A 2,782-nucleotide genomic window follows, 5' to 3' on the forward strand; every position below is an offset into this window, starting at 1 on the left:
TTTGGAATGCTGGAGTCGTCGACGCATAGAGTCGACCCATAAGTGCGCGCAGAGACGCTTAGCGTATATCTGTGCCCGTTCTATGTCCTGACCCCAGTTAGGAGGTCCTCAGGTGCGAAATCAGACCGCATGGTCCCGATGCCCTGTTCCTCCTTGGCCCCTTCGCCAAACAGGGCAAATGAGATGGCGCTGAAGATCGATGACTTGCCCGAACCAGTAGGACCGTAAATCCCGAATAGGCCTGCATTTGTCGCTTCGCGAAAATCGATCGTCTCGGCGCCGCCATAGGGGCCGAAAGCGCTGACCAAGAGCCACATAGTGCGCCCCGTCGAAGGCGGTTGCCGATACCGTCTCGATCCCGCCCACCATGCGCGTGAGCGGACGCTCGCTTTCGCTGGTCGCGGCTCCGTCGACAAAGGCATGGGCGACCACAACCCACCGCATTCCGTCGGCCACGTGGCTGCGAGCGCTGGCAAGCTGAGCCCGGATCACATCCGCAGGGCACGCGATGGCGTCGTCTTCGAAGCACAGACGCGCGGCATACTCGAAGGCAAAGGGTAGGGCGGAGATGGCCACTGGCCCATCGGCATCGGAGATCACGAGCGGCCGTTCATCTTCATCCAATGGTCCGCGCACGATCGCCGCGCCGCCATCCGCAAGAACGCCCATCGCACCGATCTGCGCGGCGGAATCGTGGTTGCCCGCGATAATAACGATCGCTGCATCGGATGCCGCCCGCACCGTTGTGAGGAACTGCGAGAGGCGGGTTATCGCGCTTTGGGGCGGGTTTGCCCGGTCAAAAATGTCGCCGGCGATGATCACGACGTCGGGACGCTCATCATCGATCACCGCGAGGATCTGGACGAGGATGTGCTCGTGGTCATCGTCTAGGGACAAGCCGTGGAACTGTCGGCCCAGATGCCAGTCGCTGGTGTGCAAAATGCGCATTAATCTGTCCTCGAATCCAAGTGCATATAATTTTTATATAGACGTGTGATGGTGCGTCAAGTAGGGTTCGGACATGGACGATCCTGCACTCAAGCCAGCAATGCTTGCCCGCCTGGTCTATCTCGACCGGTGCCTGACATGGCGCGGACAGGTGAATCGCAAGGACCTCATCGAGCGTTTCGGGATCTCGTCTCCGCAGGCAGCAATCGATCTGAGGGAATATCTCGAGCGGGCTGCAGAGCCGAAGCCTCGCTATGACACGGTCCGAAAGTGTTATGTTGCCGACCCCCACCATCGCGGCCTGCCTTTTGTGGAGGATGCAGGCTCACCGGATGAGTTTGTCGGCCATCCCACATTGAGCGGTTTGTCTGTTCTGCCTTCGCCAGCCCGGCAATGCCCGCCATTTGTAATGCGGCGTCTGTGGCAGGCGATCGAGCAGCGGCAGAAGATCGAGATCGGCTATGTGTCGATGTCTAGTGGGCTGCGCCAGAACCAATGGATCGCGCCGGCGCATTTTGCCTCCGACGGCGAGCGCCTGCACGTTCGGGCTTGGAGTTTCCACCACCGGGCATGGCGTGACTACGTTCCTGTACGCGTTCTGCCAGAGAGCACCTTTGCCATGGCCCCGGTCGGCGAGGACCTTCCGAGCGATGAAGAATGGGCTGAGTTCGTTGAAGTCCGGCTTCGGCCGCTGAGCAGCCTGACGGAAGAGCAGCAGGCCGCTGTCCGGCTAGAATTTGGGTTCACGCAGGAGGTCCTGAGTTTCGAGGTCCGCAGGTCGCTCGAATTCTATGTCGAACGGCGCTGGGGGCTCAAGCAAGCAGGGGCACGACTGGAACGCTGTTAGCCTCCCCGTGCGAGCGAAGCCCGCTGCCTCAAGGAAAGGAGATGACGATGGTTGGAAACACGACAGTCGATCCGCTGGCATGGGCATCGGCGGTTACAAGGCCGGAGATTGACGCAGTCAGGAACCCGAGAACTGGCCATGTGCTCAATGTCCGTCGCATGATCCGGGCATTCCGGTATGAGCGCGCAATCCTGCTGCGCCAGAGACTCAAGGCGCTCGTCAAACGTGACGAAGCACGCTTGGTCTGCGCGACGTGCGGTGTTCCGGTCTATCTGGCTTGCAGCACGACCAAGCGGTTCTTCTTCCGGCATCGCCATGAAGATGGCTCGTGCCCCGCTGTCACGCGAACGGAGCTGAGCGAAGCCGATATCAGGGCCATGAAGTACCGCGGCGCTCAGGAGAGCGCGGCGCACAAGCGGATCAAGGATCTTCTTCTGCGAAGCCTCTCGGCCGACCCACGGTTCAAGGACGTTGCGTCAGAAAGGACCTGGAGAGCGAGCGAAGGTCTCTGCGGCCTGCGCCGGCCTGACGTTTCGGCGCGGACGGACACCGACAGACTGGCCTTTGAAGTGCAGCTGAGTACCACCTTCATGGACGTCGTGCTGAGCCGGAAGGAGTTCTATCTGTCCCCCGTCAGCACCAATGGCACAGATTTGAGGTTGTGATTTAAGGAGGGTTGGGGCTTCGTCGTAGTGACGAAGGAACGAAGATGAAGACCCAACCCTCCTTGAAAAAATCGCCGGTGAAGGCCCCTGCTGAGCGGGTGGTGAAGGATATCCGGCGTGCAACCCGTCGGCATTTTTCGGCTGAAGACAAGATCCGCATCGTGCTCGATGGCCTGCGCGGCGAGGACAGCATTGCCGAGTTGTGCCGCAAGGAAGGCATCGCCCAGATGAACCGCCCCGGGATTGTCGGAGGCTCCAACTCCTGAGAAGGTGGAGCCCTTATGAGCAAGACAACGAACAAGTTTTCACCCGAGGTTCGTGC

General features: G+C 60.3%; 3 protein-coding genes and 2 pseudogenes. 3 read left to right on the forward strand and 2 right to left on the reverse strand.

The annotated features are described in order from the left end of the window. Positions 1–80: 80 nt before the first annotated feature. Both C7451_RS20555 and C7451_RS19590 read right to left on the reverse strand, forming a co-directional pair. Complete coding sequence (locus C7451_RS20555; protein WP_425266515.1) at positions 81–317, reverse strand: AAA family ATPase; 237 nt, start codon at positions 315–317, stop codon at positions 81–83. Further along, positions 301–948: pseudogene (locus C7451_RS19590) on the reverse strand (metallophosphoesterase family protein); the annotation flags it as partial. The gene C7451_RS20555 and the pseudogene C7451_RS19590, both read right to left, overlap by 17 nt. Before the next feature lie 73 nt (positions 949–1,021). On the opposite strand from C7451_RS19590, the gene C7451_RS19595 reads away from it, so the two are divergent. The 3 genes and pseudogenes from C7451_RS19595 to C7451_RS19605 form a co-directional block, all read left to right on the forward strand. Continuing rightward, a complete protein-coding gene (locus C7451_RS19595) occupies positions 1,022–1,795 on the forward strand; it encodes a BrxR family transcriptional regulator (protein ID WP_110300474.1) in 774 nt (257 codons plus the stop codon). Positions 1,796–1,836: 41 nt separating this feature from the next. Next, positions 1,837–2,460 carry a DUF7830 domain-containing protein gene (locus tag C7451_RS20075; RefSeq protein ID WP_167398617.1) on the forward strand — a complete coding sequence of 208 codons (624 nt, stop codon included), beginning with the start codon at positions 1,837–1,839 and terminating at the stop codon, positions 2,458–2,460. Positions 2,461–2,504: 44 nt separating this feature from the next. Then, positions 2,505–2,684, forward strand: a pseudogene (locus C7451_RS19605) (transposase); the annotation flags it as partial. Between the last annotated feature and the right edge of the window lie 98 nt (positions 2,685–2,782).

The organism is Blastomonas natatoria (genome assembly GCF_003201955.1).
GTDB classification, from domain to species: Bacteria; Pseudomonadota; Alphaproteobacteria; order Sphingomonadales; family Sphingomonadaceae; genus Blastomonas; species Blastomonas natatoria.

Coding starts and splice junctions, on each gene's coding strand:
- C7451_RS20555 (WP_425266515.1), bottom strand. CDS start 317: ATGTGGCTCTTGGTCAGCGCTTTCGGCCCCTATGGCGGCGCCGAGACG.
- C7451_RS19595 (WP_110300474.1), top strand. CDS start 1,022: ATGGACGATCCTGCACTCAAGCCAGCAATGCTTGCCCGCCTGGTCTAT.
- C7451_RS20075 (WP_167398617.1), top strand. CDS start 1,837: ATGACGATGGTTGGAAACACGACAGTCGATCCGCTGGCATGGGCATCG.